Source organism: Pseudomonas sp. NFPP07, assembly GCF_900115645.1.
Taxonomy (GTDB): Bacteria; Pseudomonadota; Gammaproteobacteria; order Pseudomonadales; family Pseudomonadaceae; genus Aquipseudomonas; species Aquipseudomonas chlororaphis.
In genome coordinates this window covers 278600-295119 of sequence record NZ_FOXG01000010.1, presented here as the reverse complement: position 1 = coordinate 295119, position 16520 = coordinate 278600, and the positions used below count along the sequence as shown (strand labels likewise).

Sequence of the window (16520 nt, the reverse complement as noted above, 5' to 3'; positions counted from 1 at the left end):
TAGCAGCGCGGCCATGGAACGGATCGAGTTACCTGCCACCACTGCACGCGAAATCTCTTCGCGCTCAGCCAACGTCAGAGCCAATCTGGACCTGCGGCGTACAGCGGGTCTGATACCGCCTGTTTCCGCCAAGATGCGCTGTATCGATGAATGGTTTCGATCAAATAGTTGGGCTATGTGCTGGAGAGAGTCGCCTTTCTGCCAGTGATCCCACATCAGTTTTTTCTGGCTTTCGGTGTAATAGATCCGAGGTCTCTGCTTCATCTGCAACACTCCTTCTGCTTACACAGAATTTAGTTGTGTTGCATCGACCGGTTGAATCCACAGCCAGAAGTGGACGTTCAACGTGCAGCCTCGTTAGAAGAGCGCTCAATAAGCCAGGATGATTGCTTTTGGTTTCTCGTGCCCCCCGCTGGTTTTCACCATGGACACAAGGTCCTGGCTTGTCGATATCAGACACGGATATGGCGCAATCAGGCTACTGAGCTGTCTGATTGTCCGGCTAATGTGACGCGTCTTTTCACCAAAGTAACCACATCGTGATGATGGGTTTGATAAGAACTGTGGCGGTTGAACGAGGCTTCCTCGGGGTCTGAGCAGGCAACGATGGTAATCGTTTTCCCCGGTCAACTCGCTTAAATGTCGATCAGCAGAGAATAAAAAAACCAATGATCAGCCCGAACTCCATGGATTCGAGTAGCCAATTGGCACAGGGCTTCAAGCCTCGTCATGTCACAATGCTGTCCATCGCCGGAATTATAGGCGCGGGTTTGTTCGTTGGCTCAGGGCATGCCATTGCAACGGCAGGGCCGGCGGTTCTTCTGGCTTATCTCTTCTCAGGCCTGCTCGTCGTTCTGGTCATGCGCATGCTCGGTGAAATGGCGGTGGCCAGTCCGGACACCGGCTCGTTCTCGACCTATGCCGATCAAGCCATCGGGCGTTGGGCTGGCTTCACCATCGGCTGGCTCTACTGGTGGTTCTGGGTTCTGGTTATTCCTATCGAAGCGCTGGCGGCCGGTCACGTGCTGAATCAATGGTTTGCGCAGGTCGATGCCTGGGTATTCGCGTTGGGGTCGATCATTGCGCTGGTGGTGACCAACCTGTTCAGCGTGTCCAAGTATGGTGAGTTCGAGTTCTGGTTCGCGATGACCAAGGTTGTCGCGATCATCGGCTTCATCGGAGTCGGTTTTGCCGTGTTGATGGGCTGGGTGCCTGATCGCGAAGTCAGCGGATTGAGTGGCCTTATGGCGGAGCACGGCGGGTTTGCGCCCAACGGCTTGTCAGCGGTTGTCGGCGCCTTCATCACCATTATGTTCAGTTTCATCGGTACTGAAGCGGTGACCATCGCAGCCGCCGAATCCAGTAACCCGGCGCAGAACATCGCCAAGGCCACGCGTTCTGTGATGTGGCGTATCGGCGTGTTTTACCTGCTGTCGATCTTCGTGGTCATCTCCGTGGTGCCTTGGAATGATCCGCTGCTGGCCTCGGTAGGTTCTTATCAGCGTGCCCTGGAAATCATGAACATTCCACATGCCAAGTTCATGGTCGACCTCGTCGTCCTGATTGCAGTGGCCAGTTGCATGAACTCCTCGATCTACATTGCCTCGCGCATGTTGTACTCGTTGGGGCGCCGTGGTGATGCGCCGAAAACCCTGAAGGCAACCTCTGCGGCAGGCGTCCCGCGCGCAGCCGTTATCGCCAGCACTGTGCTCGGCGCGGCGATTACCGTGTGGAGCTACTTCATGCCATCCGGACTGTTCCAGTTTCTACTGGCCAGCTCCGGCGCAATTGCCTTGCTGGTGTACCTGGCGATTGCGGTATCGCAGCTGCGCATGCGTCGAATATTGCGTCAGCGCAACATCGAGCTGAGCTTTCGCATGTGGCTGTTTCCATGGCTGACGTGGCTGGTGATCGTGTTCATCTGCGCAGCGCTGGCAGTAATGATGGTCACCCCGGAACACCGCACCGAGGTCAGTACAACCATTGGATTGGCGCTAGCGATTTCCTTCATCGGTCTTGTGACTTCGCGTCACCCTGCGCCGGCTGCGCGGGCCACGTCGGTGGGGTAGGTGTGTACACCGAAACTGATACTCCCTTCGCCAAAGCCGCGGGGAGAATGACAGGCGCCTGTGAAGCAGACCAATCTTTGCAAGGACATGATCACGATGTCATCGACCTCCGCCGTGGCCGAGGGTACGACTCAATCTATCCGCCGCCATCTCCGAAATGTCTGTCTACGAGCGCATCCGCAACAAGCAGGATCATCAGCGCGTGCCGCTCAAACATGTGGTCGGTACTCATCAGCCCAAGCTGCAAGAAGTCGTTGCCTTGATGGAGGCAAATCTCGAGGAGCCGATAGACCTGGATCACCTGGCTGAATGCGTCGATCTGTCACGTCGACAGCTGGAGCGGTTATTCAAGAAATACCTGCAATGCACGCCGTCGCGCTACTACTTGAGGTTACGGCTTATTCGCGCGCGACAACTGCTCAAGCAAACCTCCTTGTCGATCGTTGAGCTGGCGTATGTTTGCGGCTTTGTGTCCACACCGCATATGTCAGTGAGCGAAACTTTCACGCAGGGCGGCGAACTCGGTTGGTATCTCTAGATGGCGGACACCCGAACTGGCGACTGTACTCTCGGCTGAATTGCGATGGGCTTTCGTAGCCCACTCGATAGCAGGCACTCGCCACATCCAGTCCCTCGCCGAGTAACAGACGGCGTGCTTCCTGCAGACGGAGTTGTTTCTGATACTGCAGCGGACTCATGGCCGTCACTGCCTTGAAACGATGATGCAACGTAGAGCTGCCCAAATTGGCTACTCGTGCAAGTTCTTCGATGCGTAAGGGTTGGGCGTAGTGGTTGTTCAACCAATCGATGGCCCGCGTTACCCGTCGCGTTTGCGAATCACCGAGAGCAAGCTCATACAGACGACGTCCATGTACGCCTCTCAGGAGGCGGTAATACAGCTCCCGCAGGGCGAGCGGGGCCAGCATGCCGATATCTTTCGGTGTTTCCAGCAGCCGTACCAGCCGAAGCATTGTTTCCAGCAGGGGTACATCGACTTTCTCAAGGAAAAGGCCAAGCTCCGGCTCGTCCGGGACGCCCGTCGGGGGCGCATCGGCGATGACCTGAGCGATTTCCGTGGCCTCGAAATCAAAACGGATACACAGGTAGGGCGCATCCGGGCTGGCCATCAGGACGCGCCCGGAAACTGGAAGTGTCACCGATACCACCAGGTAACTGAGCGGGTCGTACAGATAACGGTCGTCACCCAGACCGATTTCTTTTTGTCCTTGCACGATCAGGCAAAGTGCCGGCTTGTGGACGGTATGGATAAGCTGCGAAGGTGCGTCAAAACGAATGACATGCAGGGGCGCTATCGCGGTCTCATATATCCCGGGTGTGGTAAACCGTTGCGTCAGCAAGCGAACCAGTTCGTCACGGTAGATGGCTGTGTTCTGAAGGATGAAAGCATCGCTCTGTTCCATTTCAAGGCTCTCACAAGTGTTCATGAGCGTCTGCCTGGGGCCTTCCAGGCAGACGATATTCACCCGATATCTTTAAATTGCTCATTGCCGATAAAGAATCATGCCGGCGTGATACAGCACATCGTCATGAAAGTGCCCATCGGCGGTGAAGCCGCTATCGTCCCAGTACTGGATGTAGTCCCCCACCATTTCGTAGCGGCCTTGATAGGCGCTCTTGTTTTTACCACGGGCCTCGTCGTAACGCCCAGTCGCCAGAAGCTCGTGACGGATGAAGCCATCGGCGGTGACCCACATACCTGCGTAACGAAGATCAGGAGTGGCTTGTTTGGCATTTTTCATTGTTCAGTCCTCATTGACGTTGTCATCTGAGTGGCCTGCCGTGGCCTGTGTCTGCATCCGTTGCGTACTTTCAGATTACGTAGCCGAGCGGAGCGGTGTTAGGACGAAACTGCCGCAGATTTGCCTGATCCTCTCGGGCTTGCCGAGCATGTCCGGCGGCTCCTTCCTGCGGTGGCTCAGCCGGCCGTGACGGTCATGCCGCCGTCTGCCATAACCACCGAACCGACCATGAAGCTGGCACGATCCGAGGAGATGAACGCGACCAGTTCGGCGATTTCTTCCGGTTGTGCGGCGCGGCCGATCGGTGCGGCTTCGCCATGTTGGGCGAGAAATGCCGGGCCATCGTTGACCACATTGTTGAGGATGTTGGTCACCACATCCCCCACACCCACGGCATTGACGCGGATGCCGTGGCCAATGACCTCAAGTGCCAGGGTGCGCGTCAGTTGGGCAAGCGCGCCTTTAGAGGCGGTATAGGCGGCAATGGTGGGGAAGGCGAAGTACGAGGCGTAGGACGCGATGTTGACGATCGAGCCGGATTTATTGGGCATCATCGCTTTGACCGCTTCGCGACTATGCAGGAATGCCGCCGTAGCATTGACCGTCTGAATGCGTTCCCAGTCTTCGCGAGTCATGTCGATGACCAGCTTGTTGATGATGATGCCGGCGTTATTGACCAGAATGTCCAGCCGGCCGAATTGCTCGACGGCCAAAGCGACCGCGCGCTCGGCGGCGCCGTCCTGAGTGATGTCGGCCACCAGAGGTACCAGGCCAGGGCGGGCCAGCGCTTCCACCTCAGGGTTTATATCTTCGGCAATGACCTTGGCGCCGCGGGCATGCAGCAGCAGTGCGATGGCCTTGCCGATGCCACTGGCCGCGCCAGTGACCAGAGCGACTTTACCTGCCACTTCGTTTGGCGTGCAGTTCTTGATATCGGTCATGATGTTCTCCAGCGTTGTGATCGAGTAGGGGATAAGCCGTGTCGGCGCCCGCAAGGCGCTTGTCATCGGCGACGGGCCTACTGTCTCGCAGCGAGGCGAAGTCAGCTTTCGTGAGATTGCCCACGATGTCGGGGTTTTGCGCCGAATATCAGTGAGGACGGTTCGGGGCTCGGTTCAGCCAGCGGGAAAAGCCCGATATCATCGATCCGGTCTCCGTCGTGCGGAGTTCGGGCAGCGTCTGGAAACCTGTCTGGCTTTGCACAGCCGAATATGAAAAGGACGTGTTCATGGCAAACACCGGGCGAACGTCCCAGGAACAAGGGTCGACATCCAGCCAGGACTTGCGCATCACAGGGCAGTCCATGCGTGAATACCTGCCAGGAGAGCCGCAGGACTTACCGCCGAGCCCGGAAATCAAGGACATTGTGATTCAGCTGTTTACCCATCGCAGCGTCATTGAACCCATTCTCGTACCTGCGGTGGTGGAGCCGCTGCTGGTGTTGGTTCTGGCGGGGGCGGCGAGGGTGGAGGAGCGCGTACTGGGCGGGGAGTGGACTGCGGCAGAGGTCTGCGCCGGCGATTTTTTCCTCACAAGTTCCGATGAGCCGTATGAAATGCGCTGGCAGACTCACGGGGGCGATACCTTCGAAGTCATGCACCTTTATCTGGGGCTGCCGCTGATTGAGCTAGCGTCGCGAGAGCTGTGGGGTGAGCACGCCGGGCCTGTGCGTTTGCGCGATATTTCAGGGGCACGTGACGGCTGCGTCGCGTTTGTCATGGAGCAGTTGCGCACTGAACTGGTTCTGGAACGCTCGCCCAGCGCTCTTTTCGCCCGTTCTCTGGCACAGGCGCTGGCCGTACATCTGGTGCGCAGCTATCGCGCCGAGGCCCGGCCCGGGCGTCGGGTCAACGCCTTGCAAGCCTACAAGCTGCGCACAGTCACTGATGCCATGAGTGCGGATCTGGGCGCTGAATTCAGCCTGGCAAAACTGGCCAGGCTGGCCGAGCTGAGCGAGTACCACTTCAGCCGCCTGTTCAAGCGTGCGACGGGACTGTCGCCGTCGCAGTACTTCATTCGCTTGCGCATGGTTCGCGCGCGGCGCTTGTTGCTGGAAACCCGGCTTAGCGTCATCGACGTCGGGCTGGAGGTCGGCTATTCAAGCCCCAGTCACTTCTCCCAGGTGTTTCGTCGTGAGGTGGGTGTAACGCCCAGCGAGTTCCGTGGCGGTTGAGTGCCGTTATGTCACACGTTTTGCGGGCGATGCACACAGACACGAATAGGCAAAAGCTGCGCAGGTTTTGGCACGCGTCGAGCAGGCCTGTGCCCTTAATCTTTTCGACGTACCCCGCAGCAACGCCCGCGTCTTCAGCGGTCGGTGCTGAACCTCAATGCTTACAGCAGGAGCTATGGATATGTCGAACATTCAAAACAAAGTCGTCCTGATTACCGGTGCAAGCAGTGGTATTGGCGAAGCGGCGGCCAGGCTGATCGCCGCCAAAGGTGCCCATGTGGTCCTCGGTGCCCGCCGTACCGAGCGTCTGGACAAACTTGTCAGCGAGATCCAGGCCGAAGGAGGCTCGGCAAGTGCCTGCGCACTGGACGTTACGGATCTGGAATCCATGCAGGCGTTCGTTGCGTTCGCCAAGGGGCAACACGGCAAGGTCGATGTGATCATCAACAACGCAGGCGTGATGCCCCTGTCACCCTTGACCTCGTTGAAGGTCAACGAGTGGAACCAGATGCTCGATGTCAATGTACGCGGCGTGCTGCACGGTATTGCCGCCGTCTTGCCGGACATGGAGGCACAAGGGTTCGGCCAGATCATCAACATTTCCTCAATCGGCGGCCTCGCGGTTTCTCCGACAGCCGCGGTGTACTGCGCGACCAAATTTGCGGTCAGGGCCATCTCCGATGGTCTGCGGCAGGAAACGGACAAGATCCGGGTCACGGTAGTGTGCCCGGGCGTCGTCGAGTCCGAACTGGCCGATACGATTTCCGATGAGGTGGCACGCGAGGAAATGAAAGCCTTTCGGCGTGTCGCGCTCAACGCAGACGCCATTGCGCGGGCGCTCGCCTATGCCATCGAACAGCCCGACGATGTGGATGTGAGTGAGATTGTGGTTCGTCCGACTGCCAGTCCACACTGAAAGGGCGGGGTAAAAATCGCAGACCCCAGAAACGAAAAAGCCCCGAATAATCGGGGCTTTAGCGTGACGAATATGGCGGAGGCGATGGGATTCGAACTCATGGACCTGTTACAGTCGACGGTTTTCAAGACCGTTGCCTTAAACCACTCGGCCACACCTCCGTTTTTGTTGCGGGCGCCATAATACCTGAATGAAACACACTGTCAAACTCTGTACATAGCTTGTTGCAGAGCGTCTGTTATGATCTTTGCCACTGAACGTTTCAAACCAACAGGAGTGTCGCCATGCGCGAACAGGATTACGCAGTTAATAACAGCGTGCAGGCCGAGCAGCTAGAAGTTAGCCGCGTCCTGCGCAACACCTACGGCCTACTCGCTCTCACTCTCGCCTTCAGCGGCGTGATGGCTTACGTGGCCCAGCAGATGCGGGTCGGTTACCCGAACATTTTCGTGGTGCTGATCGGTTTCTACGGTCTGTTCTTCCTTACCAACAAACTCCGTGATTCGGCCTGGGGCCTGGTGTCGGCGTTTGCCCTGACCGGTTTCATGGGCTTTCTGCTCGGCCCGATCCTCAACCGTTACCTGGGCATGCAGGGCGGCGCTGAAGTGGTCAGCTCGGCCTTTGCGATGACCGCCCTGGTATTTGGTGGTCTGTCGGCCTACGTGCTGATCTCCCGCAAGGACATGAGCTTCCTCGGTGGTTTCATCACCGCCGGTTTCTTCGTCCTGCTGGGTGCGACGCTGGCCAGCCTGTTCTTCCAGATCAGCGGTCTGCAACTGGCGATCAGCGCGGGCTTCGTGCTGTTCTCCTCGGTGTGCATCCTGTACCAGACCAGCGCCATCATTCATGGCGGCGAGCGTAACTACATCATGGCGACCATCAGCCTGTATGTATCGATCTACAACCTGTTCGTCAGCCTGTTGCAGCTGTTCGGCATCATGGGCCGCGACGACTGATCGTCAGCCTTGAAACAGAAAAGCCCGCTTCGGCGGGCTTTTTGTTGTCTGCGATCTGAACGTCCGGGGCACTATTCGGCAATGATCAGGCTGCCATCGGTTTGTTGCTGATAGATGGTGTAGGGCAGCAGCAAGGTGTCGAGCACACCTGAGACGGCCATATCGAGCAGCATGGCCTGGTTCGAGGCCGGGCCGGTATGAGTTGCGCCGTTCTCTGGCTCAGGAGCATGCAGGCTACAGAAATCGTAAGTCACGCCACTGTAGATACGTGGGACGCCACCGCAGTAGGTTTTTCGCTCCTTGAGTTTCTCGCTGGCCACCGCATCCTCCCTGAAGACGGTATCGATGGTTCCACAACCTGAGAGCATCAATGCCGCCAGCAACAGAAAAGAGGTTTTCACGGTGCGAATCCTTCGTCGATGAGGTCCTGAGTCTAGCCAGTTTTTGGGTGCCAGGGGCAAACGCCGTGTGTGAGCCCAGGCATTACGCCATCGGCGGCAACCGCCGTTTCACCGGGCTTTTCTTGACGATCGCGGTGTTGGTTTCCGCGCAGCTGTTGAGGTGGTCGAGCAGGCTGTCCAGTTGCTCCATGTCGCGTACATGCAGGCGGGCGATAAAGCAGTCCTCGCCCGTGACCTTGTCGCATTCGGTGAACTCGGGGATGGCCAGGATCTGTCGTTCGACTTCCTGGAGTTTCCCCGGCAGCGGCCGGATGCGCACGATGGCCTGCAATTGATAGCCGAAGAACTTCGGGTCTACTTCGACGGTATAAGCCTTGAGCACACCACGCTCTTCCAGGCGTCGCAGGCGTTCGGCGACGCTGGGCGAGGACAGCCCGCTGATCTGCGCAAGGGCCTTGAGCGAACGGCGTGAATCTTCCATCAGGGCGCTGATCAGCGCCTGGTCAATTTCGTCGATCATGCCAACCTCATTAGGTAAAACCTAAGAAACACCTTGATAAAAAAGGTATAAGCCGATTTTAGCCTACCGTTGAGTCTTGAGCGGGGTAGGAGCCGATTGTCATACTTTTGGCTCTTGTTGAGGAGAATGATCATGGACAAATTGTTACGCCGCGGCTCACTGGAAATGACCGCCGCCATGTTGATTTCCGGCACCATCGGCTGGTTCGTGCTGGTGTCCGGGCAGCCGGTGCTGGACGTGGTGTTCTGGCGCTGCGTGTTCGGTGCCGCGACCCTGCTGCTGATCTGTGCCGGCTTCGGCTTTCTGCGCCCCGGCATCCTGACGCGCACCACCTTTCTCCTCGCCGTGCTCAGCGGTGTCGCCATCGTCGGCAACTGGGTGCTGCTGTTCGCCTCCTATTCCCGGGCCTCGATCGCCATCGGCACCGCGGTCTACAACGTCCAGCCGTTCATGCTGGTGGGGCTGGCGGCGCTGTTCCTCGGCGAGAAAATCACCGCGCAGAAACTGTTCTGGCTGAGCATTTCCTTCGCCGGGATGCTGGCGATCGTCAGCGCCCATGGCGAGCAGGGCGCGGCGGGCAATGACTATCTGCTGGGAATCGCCCTGGCGCTGGGGGCGGCCCTGCTGTATGCCTTCGCCGCGCTCTTGATCAAGCGCCTGACCGGCACGCCGCCGCACCTGATCGCGTTGATCCAGGTCTGCACTGGGGTGTTGCTGCTGGCGCCCTGGGCCAATCTCTCCGCGCTGCCCACGGCACCGGAGGCCTGGGCCAGCCTGCTGACCCTGGGCATCGTCCACACCGGGGTGATGTATGTGCTGCTGTACGGCGCGATCCAGAAACTGCCGACCGCACTGACCGGCGCACTGTCGTTCATCTACCCGATCGCGGCGATCTTCGTCGACTGGTTCGCCTTCGGCCATCGCCTGGAGCTGCTGCAATGGATCGGCGTGATCGCCATCCTGCTGGCGGCCGCTGGCATGCAGCAGGGCTGGAGCCTGGGCTTGCGCCGTCGGGTGGCGGCGCAGTGAGCGTTGGGTTCCGGTGAGTGACTGGTCGCCGAATTAATACGAATGATAAGTAACTACCCGATTTACCAGCTATTTATTGCCTTGACAGGCGGGGACGCACCACTAAGGTTTTAACTCAGGTTGAAAGATTCAAGCGCAACCCTTCGTCGTTGATTCAAAGGTTTCAAGTCCTCAAACCCGGTTCTGGGTTGCGTGTCTTTTTTGCTGTTCAGGTGTGACATCTACCGCCCCCCGATTCGGGTCGGTAGGTCGTTACCGAATGCCGCCATGGCGGCGGATCCCAGGCAACCAATGCTTCTTGTCTACAGGGCAGGGGGCGTATGGGGAGCGATCATGACGACTCGACGCAAGGTACCCGGTGTTCGTAACTACGACGGCCCCGCTGGCGGCTGGGGGGCGCTCAAGGCCACCGCGACAGCGGTTAGAGAGCAGATGGATACGCTGAAGGCGCCCATCACCCTGATGCGCACCAACCAGCCTGATGGCTTCGACTGCCCAGGCTGCGCCTGGCCCGACAAGGAGCACAAATCCACCTTCCAGTTCTGTGAAAACGGCGCCAAGGCGGTGACCTGGGAGGCGACCAACAAGCGGGTCACCCCGGACTTCTTCGCCAATCATCCGGTCGCCTCGTTATTGCACCGCAGCGATTACGAGCTGGAGGACCTGGGACGTATCACCCATCCCCTGGTATATGACCGTGCCAGCGACACCTACCAGCCGGTCGAATGGGAGGCGGCGTTCGCGCGAATAGGCGAGATACTCCGGGGGCTGCAACCGGAGCAGGTCGAGTTCTATACCTCTGGCAGGGCCTCCAATGAAGCGGCCTATCTGTACCAGCTGTTCATCCGGGAATACGGCAGCAACAACTTTCCCGATTGTTCCAACATGTGCCACGAACCGACCAGCGTCGGGCTGCCGCGATCCATTGGTATCGGCAAAGGCACGGTGTCGCTGGACGACTTCGATACCTGCGAACTGATCATCTCCATCGGCCACAACCCCGGCACCAACCACCCACGCATGATGGGCACGCTGCACGAGGCCTCGCGGCGCAAGGTGCCGATCATGGTCTTCAACCCCCTGCGCGAACGCGCGCTCGAGCGCTTTGCCGATCCGCAGAACATGGTTGAAATGGCGACTTACGGCTCCACCCGGATCGCCTCGTCCTACTTCCAGGTAAAAGCCGGAGGCGACGCGGCGGCGATCAAGGGGATCATGAAGGCGCTGCTGGAGCTGGAGCGGACGGTGGGCGAAGTCCTCGACCATGACTTCATCGCCCAGCACACCCAGGGTTTCGACGAGCTGGTCGCCGATCTGCACGCCACGGCCTGGCCCGATATAGAACAGGCCGGCGGCCTGCAGCAGGCCGAGCTGGAAAAGGTCGCCGCCGCCTACGCAAAATCCAACGCCACCATCGTCACCTACGGCATGGGCATCACCCAGCACAACGAAGGCACGGCCAATGTCCGGCTGATCTGTGACCTGCTGATGTTGCGCGGTAACTTTGGCAAGCCTGGCGCGGGTATTTGCCCGTTGCGCGGCCATTCCAATGTCCAGGGCAACCGGACCGTGGGCATTACCGAGAAACCGTCGAAGGCATTTCTCGACAGGCTGGAGAAAGTATTCGGCTTCAAGCCGCCAGCGGCCCACGGCCACGATTCGGTAAAAGCCATGCAGGCCATGATCGCGGGCACGGCCAAGGCGCTGATTTGCCTGGGAGGCAATTTCGCCGTCGCCTTGCCCGATCCGGGCCAGTGTTTTCCGGCCATGGGCAAGCTCGACCTGAGCGTGCATATCGGCACCAAGCTCAATCGCTCCCATCTGCTGGTCGCCAAGGAGTCCTATCTGTTTCCCTGCCTGGGTCGCACCGAATTGGACGTACAGGACGGGATGCGCCAGTCGATCACCGTCGAGGATTCGATGTCGATGGTCCACGCATCGGCCGGCAAGCTGACCCCGGCATCCGAGTTCCTGCGCTCGGAACCGGCGATAGTGGCCGGCATTGCCCGGGCCACGCTGCCAGGCAGCAAGGTGCCCTGGCAGGAACTGGTCGCCGACTACGACAAGATCCGCGACCTGATCGAGAAAACGGTGCCCGGCTTCGAGGCGTTCAACCAGCGCATCCGCGTGCCGGGCGGGTTCCGCATGCCGCTGCCGCCCACCGAGCGCATATGGCTCACGCCCTCGGGCAAGGCCGAATTCTTTGTCTTTCCCGGGCTGCATGAAGACAAGGTGGTCGATGGCGCGGACATCCTGCGCCTGATCACCATTCGCAGCCATGACCAGTACAACACCACCATCTATGCCATGGACGATCGTTATCGCGGGGTCTTCGGCCGGCGCGACGTGCTGTTCATCAATCAGGCGGACCTGGATGCCCGTGGCCTGGCCCATGGCGACCTGGTGGATATCGAGACGGTCACCCAGGGGCGCAAGCTGCGCTACGAGAAAATCACCGCGATCGAATACAAGATTTCCCCGGGCTCGGTCGCGGCCTATTACCCCGAAGCCAACCAGCTGGTGCCGCTGGATTACATCGACGTGGATAGCGGGACGCCGTCCTACAAATCGGTTCCGGTACGGATTGTGCGTTCGACGCTGAACTGACCCTGGCGATCCAGGGAAGGGGGCGCATGGGGCGCCCCTTTTTTCATCGGTGGGCTTTCATGAGCGCGAGGCTCGCTGCCGGACTGCAGCGCCGCGATTATTTGCTACTCTGCGGTCTTTCCCGTTCCGCCGAGTGCTCATGCCCATGTCCAACGATATTCCTGAACCGCAATCCGTCTGTAACCCGATTACCAGCAGCGCGATCTTTATCGTCGCCACCCTGGCCCCCGGTCGTGACGCCGCCGCCAAGGTGCGGGGCTGGTGCGAGGATGTGGCGGGCCTCACCCGTTCGGTCGGCAAGCGGGTGCCCGCGGGTAACCTGTCGTGCGTCTGCGGTTTTGCTTCGGCGGCCTGGGACCGGCTGTTTGGCGGTCCGCGTCCGGCCTCGCTGCACGCCTTTCGCGAGTTCGGCCCGCAAGAGCGCCGGGCCGTGGCGACTCCCGGCGACATCCTGCTGCACATTCGCGCGGACCAGATGGACCTGTGCTTCGAACTGGCGACGCAACTGATCGGGGCATTGGGCGATGCGATCTCGGTGGTCGACGAGGTGCAGGGTTTCCGCTATTTCGACATGCGCAGCATCATCGGTTTTGTCGATGGCACGGAAAACCCGGTCGGGCGCAAGGCCATCGAGTTCACCCTGGTCGGCGATGAAGACCCGGCGTTCAGCGGCGGCAGTTATGTGCTGGTGCAGAAGTACCTGCACAACATGAACGCCTGGAACGAGCTGTCGGTCGAGGCGCAGGAACGTATCATCGGGCGCAAGAAGCTGTCCGATATCGAACTCGACGATGCCGTCAAGCCGACCTCTTCCCACAGTGCCTTGACCACCATCACCAAGGACGGCGAGGAGGTGAAGATCCTGCGCGACAACATGCCGTTCGGCCGGCCGGGGGCGGGGGAGTTCGGCACCTATTTCATCGGTTACGCGCGCTCGCCGGAGCCTATCGAGCAAATGTTGGAAAACATGTTTGTCGGCCGGCCGGCGGGCAACTATGACCGCTTGCTGGATTTCAGCACGGCGGTGACCGGCGGCCTGTTCTTCGTGCCTTCCGCCGATCTGCTGGAAGCGTTGGCCGAACGCCAGCCCTGATCCGGATGTAAAGAGCCCGCGAGGTGAGGGCCTCGCGGGCTCGTTGCATCTGGCGGATGCTATTCAATGGTTGCCGGGACCGCGCACCGGAAAAGGCGCCGGGCCTTTACCGGTGCGATCAGCAATCAGTGAGTGCTCATGCCGGCCATGTGCATCATCAGCCGCAACAGGCCGGCCACCGCACCCAGGGCCAGCACACTGCCCAGCCAGATGCCCACCAGCCATGCCAGCCGCCGATACCAGGGGGCGCTCGGGCTGCCCGTGGTCGATACCTCAGAGCGTTCCATAAGCCAACTCCATCATCAGTGCGGTGGCGGCGGCCAGCATCACCAGCCCGCCGAGGAACAGCAGGCTCAGCTGTGCCACCTGCTGGTAGAAAGGCCTCTGCCTGGTAGTGGTTCGAAGGGTTTCGCTGTCAATGGTAACCATCGCCGATCCTCACTTTGCCGCGGAACACGTAGTAGCTCCAGCAGGTGTACATCAGGATGATCGGCAGAATGAACAGGGTGCCGATCAGGATGAACAGCTGGCTGGACGGGGGCGATGCGGCCTGCCACAGGCTGATGGAAGGCGGCACGATGTTCGGCCAGATGCTGAAGGCCAGGCCGATGTAGCCCAGGAACACCAGCGCCAGGGTGAACACGAACGGCCAGTGCGAGTGATGCTGGCGCAAGGTGCGCAGCAGCCCGAACAGCGCCAGCAGCGCGAGAACCACAAGCGCGCCGAAGACCACGATATGCGCGTGGGTGAACCAGCGGCTGGCGATCTCCGGGTGCAGCATGGGCGTCCACACACAGAGCACCGCGACCACCGCCATCAGCACGAACGCCAGCGGCCGGGTGTAGTGGCGCATGCGCGATTCGAGCATGCCTTCGGTCTTGACCAGCAGCCAGGTGCTGCCCAGCAGTGCGTAGGCGACGATCAGGCCCAGGCCGCAGAACAGCGGGAACGGCGCCAGCCAGTCCAGGTTGCCGCCGGCGAACTGGCGATCGACCACCGGGATCCCGGCGATATAGCTGCCAATCACGATGCCCTGGCAGAAGGTCGCCAGCAGCGAGCCACCGATGAATGCCATGTCCCAGATATGGCGTTTTTCCGGGCTGGCCTTGAAGCGGAACTCAAAGGCCACGCCGCGGAAGATCAAGCCGGCCAGCATGAAGATCAGCGGCAGGTACAGGGCCTCCAGAATCACCGAATAGGCCAGCGGGAAGGCCCCGTACAGCGCCGCGCCACCGAGGATCAGCCAGGTTTCGTTACCGTCCCAGACCGGCGCCACGGTGTTCATCATCACATCGCGCTCCTGCGCGTCCGGGATGAGCGGGAAGAGGATCCCCAGTCCCAGGTCGAAGCCATCCATGATGACGTACATCATCACCCCGAAAGCGATGATCACGCCCCAGATCAACGACAGATCTATACCTTGAATGCCCATGGGCAAGCTCCTTGTTCAGTTGGCGGGGTTGCCGGACGCGAAGGTCTCGGTGACCGCGGACAGCGGCCGGCGCGGCGTGCGGTCCTGGCCGGGGCCGCCTTGTGGCGGATGATCGTGATGCGGCTGCGGGCCTTTGCGGACCAGCTTCATCATGTAGGCGATGCCCACGGTGAACACCGAGAAGTAGATCAGCACGAACAACGCGAGCGAGATGCTCAACTGGCTGACCGAGTGGTTCGACGCCGCGTCGGCGGTGCGCTGCAAGCCGTACACCACCCATGGCTGGCGGCCGACCTCGGTGGTGATCCAGCCGGCCAGCATGGCGATCAGGCCGGTCGGGCCCATGAATAGCACCAGGCGCAGGAACAACCGGTTGTGGTACAGCGCGCCGTTGCGGCGCAAGGCCAGGCCGAGCAGGCCGGTGAGGATCATCAACATGCCCAGCCCGGCCATGATCCGGAAGCTGAAGAAGATGATGGTCGCGTTCGGCCGGTCCTCTTTCGGGAAGCTCTTGAGCGCCGGGATCTGCTTGTCCAGGCTGTGGGTCAGGATCAGGCTGCCCAGGTAAGGCACTTCGATCGCATAACCGGTCTTCTCGGCGTCCATGTCGGGGATGCCGAACAGCACCAGCGGCGTCGGTTCGTTGCCGATGTTTTCCCAGTGGCCTTCGATGGCGGCGATTTTCGCCGGCTGATGTTCCAGGGTGTTCAGGCCATGGGCATCGCCGACCACTGCCTGGATCGGCGCCACGATCAGGGCCATCCACATCGCCATCGACAGCATCTTGCGCACTTGTGGCGTGTCGTTCTTGCGCAGCAGGTGCCAAGCCGCGGACGAGCCGACAAAAAACGCGGTGGCGACGAACGCGGCAATCGCCATGTGCGCCAGGCGGAACGGGAACGACGGGTTGAACACGATGGCCAGCCAGTCCATCGGCACGATCCGCCCATCGACAATGGAGAAGCCCTGTGGCGTCTGCATCCAGCTGTTGGAGGCGAGGATCCAGAAGGTCGAGATCAGCGTGCCGATGGCGACCATGACCGTGGAGAAGAAGTGCAGCCCACGGCCGACCCGGTTCCAGCCGAACAGCATCACCCCGAGGAAACCGGCCTCGAGGAAAAACGCGGTCAGCACTTCATAGGTCAGCAGGGGCCCGGTAATGCTCCCGGCGAAGTCCGAGAAGCGACTCCAGTTGGTGCCGAACTCATAGGCCATGACCAGCCCGGAGACCACCCCCATGCCGAAGTTGACGGCAAAGATTTTCGACCAGAAGTGATACAGGTCCTTGTAGACCGAGTTATTGCTTTTCAGCCAGAGGCCTTCGAGCACTGCCAGGAAGCTGGCCAGCCCGATGGTGATGGCGGGAAATATGATGTGGAACGAGACCGTGAACGCGAATTGAATTCGCGCCAGGTCGAGCGCTTCCAGGTTTGGCATGACGATACCCTCAGAGTGGCTCGATACGTATGCACGGCCCGGCCGACCGCGTGAGCCTCGCGGCTCGCGGTCAACGGCAATGCAGGCTTCGAAAGGGCCGGGGCGACGCTCGTCGCCCCGGGCAGGT

16 protein-coding genes, 1 tRNA gene and 2 pseudogenes are annotated in these 16520 nt (G+C 60.1%); 8 read left to right on the top strand and 11 right to left on the bottom strand.

Annotated elements, in window-relative coordinates; genetic code table 11:
• Window positions 1–264 (bottom strand): annotated as a pseudogene (locus BM019_RS25450) (IS30 family transposase); the annotation flags it as partial.
• Window positions 265–668: 404 nt separating this feature from the next.
• Between BM019_RS25450 and BM019_RS25445 the strand changes: the two are divergent.
• Complete coding sequence (locus BM019_RS25445) at window positions 669–2069, top strand: amino acid permease (protein WP_062825353.1); 1401 nt, start codon at window positions 669–671, stop codon at window positions 2067–2069.
• A gap of 136 nt (window positions 2070–2205) precedes the next feature.
• Window positions 2206–2553, top strand: a pseudogene (locus BM019_RS25440) (helix-turn-helix domain-containing protein); the annotation flags it as partial.
• Between the two features lie 19 nt (window positions 2554–2572).
• Here BM019_RS25440 and BM019_RS25435 read toward each other — a convergent pair.
• From BM019_RS25435 to BM019_RS25425, 3 genes are all read right to left on the bottom strand, one after another.
• Window positions 2573–3490, bottom strand: a complete 918-nt coding sequence (locus BM019_RS25435; RefSeq protein ID WP_092421290.1) for an AraC family transcriptional regulator — start codon at window positions 3488–3490, stop codon at window positions 2573–2575.
• Window positions 3491–3571: 81 nt separating this feature from the next.
• Window positions 3572–3829: an Atu4866 domain-containing protein gene (locus tag BM019_RS25430; RefSeq protein ID WP_081232293.1), complete on the bottom strand. Its 258-nt coding sequence runs from the start codon at window positions 3827–3829 to the stop codon at window positions 3572–3574.
• 176 nt (window positions 3830–4005) lie between these two features.
• On the bottom strand, window positions 4006–4770 hold the full coding sequence (locus BM019_RS25425) for an SDR family NAD(P)-dependent oxidoreductase (RefSeq protein WP_092421272.1): 765 nt from the start codon (window positions 4768–4770) through the stop codon (window positions 4006–4008).
• A 287-nt stretch (window positions 4771–5057) separates the two neighbouring features.
• On the opposite strand from BM019_RS25425, the gene BM019_RS25420 reads away from it, so the two are divergent.
• Entirely contained in the window at window positions 5058–6002 is a 945-nt protein-coding gene (locus BM019_RS25420) for a helix-turn-helix domain-containing protein (RefSeq protein ID WP_092421269.1), read from the top strand.
• 181 nt (window positions 6003–6183) lie between these two features.
• Entirely contained in the window at window positions 6184–6918 is a 735-nt protein-coding gene (locus tag BM019_RS25415; protein WP_085534177.1) for an SDR family oxidoreductase, read from the top strand.
• 73 nt (window positions 6919–6991) lie between these two features.
• Here BM019_RS25415 and BM019_RS25410 read toward each other — a convergent pair.
• Window positions 6992–7079, bottom strand: a tRNA-Ser gene (locus BM019_RS25410).
• Between the two features lie 123 nt (window positions 7080–7202).
• On the opposite strand from BM019_RS25410, the gene BM019_RS25405 reads away from it, so the two are divergent.
• A complete protein-coding gene (locus BM019_RS25405) occupies window positions 7203–7874 on the top strand; it encodes a Bax inhibitor-1/YccA family protein (protein WP_007929309.1) in 672 nt (223 codons plus the stop codon).
• A gap of 71 nt (window positions 7875–7945) precedes the next feature.
• On the opposite strand, the gene BM019_RS25400 is transcribed toward BM019_RS25405, so the two are convergent.
• The gene (locus tag BM019_RS25400) at window positions 7946–8275 is read right to left on the bottom strand and encodes a YceK/YidQ family lipoprotein (RefSeq protein ID WP_009044532.1); all 330 of its coding nucleotides are present in this window, start codon (window positions 8273–8275) and stop codon (window positions 7946–7948) included.
• A gap of 82 nt (window positions 8276–8357) precedes the next feature.
• The gene (locus BM019_RS25395; RefSeq protein WP_009044531.1) at window positions 8358–8795 is read right to left on the bottom strand and encodes an Lrp/AsnC family transcriptional regulator; all 438 of its coding nucleotides are present in this window, start codon (window positions 8793–8795) and stop codon (window positions 8358–8360) included.
• A 132-nt stretch (window positions 8796–8927) separates the two neighbouring features.
• Between BM019_RS25395 and BM019_RS25390 the strand changes: the two genes are divergently transcribed.
• The 3 genes from BM019_RS25390 (at window position 8928) to BM019_RS25380 (ending at window position 13524) form a co-directional block, all read left to right on the top strand.
• A complete protein-coding gene (locus BM019_RS25390; RefSeq protein ID WP_062826277.1) occupies window positions 8928–9824 on the top strand; it encodes a DMT family transporter in 897 nt (298 codons plus the stop codon).
• 333 nt (window positions 9825–10157) lie between these two features.
• Complete coding sequence (locus BM019_RS25385; RefSeq protein WP_092421257.1) at window positions 10158–12431, top strand: FdhF/YdeP family oxidoreductase; 2274 nt, start codon at window positions 10158–10160, stop codon at window positions 12429–12431.
• A 139-nt stretch (window positions 12432–12570) separates the two neighbouring features.
• The gene (locus tag BM019_RS25380; RefSeq protein ID WP_092421256.1) at window positions 12571–13524 is read left to right on the top strand and encodes a Dyp-type peroxidase; all 954 of its coding nucleotides are present in this window, start codon (window positions 12571–12573) and stop codon (window positions 13522–13524) included.
• Window positions 13525–13649: 125 nt separating this feature from the next.
• On the opposite strand, the gene BM019_RS25375 is transcribed toward BM019_RS25380, so the two are convergent.
• Genes BM019_RS25375 through BM019_RS25365 form a run of 4 tightly spaced genes read right to left on the bottom strand, consistent with a single transcriptional unit; the run spans window position 13650 to window position 16393 of the window.
• Window positions 13650–13811, bottom strand: a complete 162-nt coding sequence (locus BM019_RS25375; protein ID WP_085534193.1) for a DUF2474 domain-containing protein — start codon at window positions 13809–13811, stop codon at window positions 13650–13652.
• Window positions 13798–13953 carry a hypothetical protein gene (locus BM019_RS30880; protein ID WP_009044526.1) on the bottom strand — a complete coding sequence of 52 codons (156 nt, stop codon included), beginning with the start codon at window positions 13951–13953 and terminating at the stop codon, window positions 13798–13800. Before BM019_RS30880 ends, BM019_RS25375 begins: the two co-directional genes overlap by 14 nt.
• A complete protein-coding gene (cydB, locus tag BM019_RS25370) occupies window positions 13940–14956 on the bottom strand; it encodes a cytochrome d ubiquinol oxidase subunit II (protein WP_053261802.1) in 1017 nt (338 codons plus the stop codon). Before cydB ends, BM019_RS30880 begins: the two co-directional genes overlap by 14 nt.
• Window positions 14957–14971: 15 nt before the next feature.
• Complete coding sequence (locus tag BM019_RS25365; RefSeq protein WP_092421255.1) at window positions 14972–16393, bottom strand: cytochrome ubiquinol oxidase subunit I; 1422 nt, start codon at window positions 16391–16393, stop codon at window positions 14972–14974.
• Window positions 16394–16520 lie beyond the last annotated feature (127 nt).

What these genes read in the sequence shown, in the direction of transcription:
- BM019_RS25445 (WP_062825353.1), top strand. Translation starts at nt 669, where the DNA reads ATGATCAGCCCGAACTCCATGGATTCGAGTAGCCAATTGGCACAGGGC.
- BM019_RS25435 (WP_092421290.1), bottom strand. Translation starts at nt 3,490, where the DNA reads ATGGAACAGAGCGATGCTTTCATCCTTCAGAACACAGCCATCTACCGT.
- BM019_RS25430 (WP_081232293.1), bottom strand. Translation starts at nt 3,829, where the DNA reads ATGAAAAATGCCAAACAAGCCACTCCTGATCTTCGTTACGCAGGTATG.
- BM019_RS25425 (WP_092421272.1), bottom strand. Translation starts at nt 4,770, where the DNA reads ATGACCGATATCAAGAACTGCACGCCAAACGAAGTGGCAGGTAAAGTC.
- BM019_RS25420 (WP_092421269.1), top strand. Translation starts at nt 5,058, where the DNA reads ATGGCAAACACCGGGCGAACGTCCCAGGAACAAGGGTCGACATCCAGC.
- BM019_RS25415 (WP_085534177.1), top strand. Translation starts at nt 6,184, where the DNA reads ATGTCGAACATTCAAAACAAAGTCGTCCTGATTACCGGTGCAAGCAGT.
- BM019_RS25405 (WP_007929309.1), top strand. Translation starts at nt 7,203, where the DNA reads ATGCGCGAACAGGATTACGCAGTTAATAACAGCGTGCAGGCCGAGCAG.
- BM019_RS25395 (WP_009044531.1), bottom strand. Translation starts at nt 8,795, where the DNA reads ATGATCGACGAAATTGACCAGGCGCTGATCAGCGCCCTGATGGAAGAT.
- BM019_RS25390 (WP_062826277.1), top strand. Translation starts at nt 8,928, where the DNA reads ATGGACAAATTGTTACGCCGCGGCTCACTGGAAATGACCGCCGCCATG.
- BM019_RS25385 (WP_092421257.1), top strand. Translation starts at nt 10,158, where the DNA reads ATGACGACTCGACGCAAGGTACCCGGTGTTCGTAACTACGACGGCCCC.
- BM019_RS25380 (WP_092421256.1), top strand. Translation starts at nt 12,571, where the DNA reads ATGCCCATGTCCAACGATATTCCTGAACCGCAATCCGTCTGTAACCCG.
- BM019_RS25375 (WP_085534193.1), bottom strand. Translation starts at nt 13,811, where the DNA reads ATGGAACGCTCTGAGGTATCGACCACGGGCAGCCCGAGCGCCCCCTGG.
- BM019_RS30880 (WP_009044526.1), bottom strand. Translation starts at nt 13,953, where the DNA reads ATGGTTACCATTGACAGCGAAACCCTTCGAACCACTACCAGGCAGAGG.
- cydB (WP_053261802.1), bottom strand. Translation starts at nt 14,956, where the DNA reads ATGGGCATTCAAGGTATAGATCTGTCGTTGATCTGGGGCGTGATCATC.
- BM019_RS25365 (WP_092421255.1), bottom strand. Translation starts at nt 16,393, where the DNA reads ATGCCAAACCTGGAAGCGCTCGACCTGGCGCGAATTCAATTCGCGTTC.